The organism is Natranaeroarchaeum aerophilus (genome assembly GCF_023638055.1).
GTDB classification, from domain to species: domain Archaea; phylum Halobacteriota; class Halobacteria; order Halobacteriales; family Natronoarchaeaceae; genus Natranaeroarchaeum; species Natranaeroarchaeum aerophilum.
The window spans coordinates 1-1070 of the sequence record NZ_JAKRVY010000029.1 but is presented as its reverse complement, the minus strand read 5'-3'; the positions used below and the strand labels follow the sequence as shown (position 1 = coordinate 1070).

Annotated in this window: 1 protein-coding gene; it reads right to left on the bottom strand. The window is 56.4% G+C overall.

Going from position 1 to position 1070, the window contains the following annotated elements:
* Positions 1–19 precede the first annotated feature (19 nt).
* A complete protein-coding gene (locus AArcSt11_RS16845; RefSeq protein WP_250598869.1) occupies positions 20–1021 on the bottom strand; it encodes a transposase in 1002 nt (333 codons plus the stop codon).
* Positions 1022–1070: the final 49 nt, after the last annotated feature.

Here is a 1070-nt window from a genome sequence, read left to right as displayed (position 1 = left end):
GAGCGTGTCATAGAATCAATCACAGGGTCTTGAGCTTCGTCCGTCCGGGATTGTGTCCACGTTCATAATTGGTGATGGCGACGATCACGCGGAGACAAAGCGCCATGAACACCTGTGTTCGTGCGTGGACGCGGCCTCGGGCGCGGACGTGCCCGAGGCCGCAATCCTTGCACGCTTCGTTTGTTCGTTCCACCTGCGTCCGGTGATCGTACGTCTCGTCGAGCACTGACTGCTTGAGGCCGATGTCTTCAGCGTGTTTGTCGATGCGATCTTCGACCCTGTATTCGATTTCAAGCGGGTCGTCCGTATTGCGTGGGTTGTACGGTGCAATCGGCACGACTCCCTGCGCCAGCAGGAAGTCGTGCCACTCCAGAATGTCGTAGGCGCTGTCTCCGAGCATCCAGATCGGTGTATCGACGGCGAGCGCGTCCGTCGTGACGCGCATCGCCGTCTCAGCATTGATTTGCTTTCGTTGTGTGAACTCCGCGGCAATCGGAATCTTTGGCCCAGCTGAGACAATCACACAGCCGAAGCCGTAGTAGTGTTCCTCAGCAGTTGAGTCGTAGTTCCACGTCGCGTCATCGTTGTACTGGATTGCAGTGACGTGAGTCGAATCGATGCGGTATGTGGAGTCGAGCAGGCCCCGGCAGGCGGCCTGCTCGACAAGGCAGTCGAAGACATCATCCACCACCAGTTCAAGATCGGTGAGAAACCGATCAACAGTGTCTCGTGACGGCGGTTTCTCGAACCCACAGGACAGCCACGTCAATGTATTTTGGAGCTCTCGTGTGACTGGTCGTGTGCCGTAGATGCCTTTGTAGTAGCAGTGGAGGAAGCCTTTGAAGAGTTCTGGTGGCTTGTGGACTCGTGTTCGCCCCCGCTTCGAGGGGGCGAACACTTCGTACTCAAGCAGAAAATCGAACTCCAAGTACTCGAACAACGGTGCTGTCTCCGTAGCCGCGACATTCAAGAAGTCGTCGACCGAAGCTACGTTTTGCAGGGTGCTGGCGCTCGTAGACACAGTTCCAACACCCTGCTTCCTTCATTGAGAACGTTTCTATGACACGCTC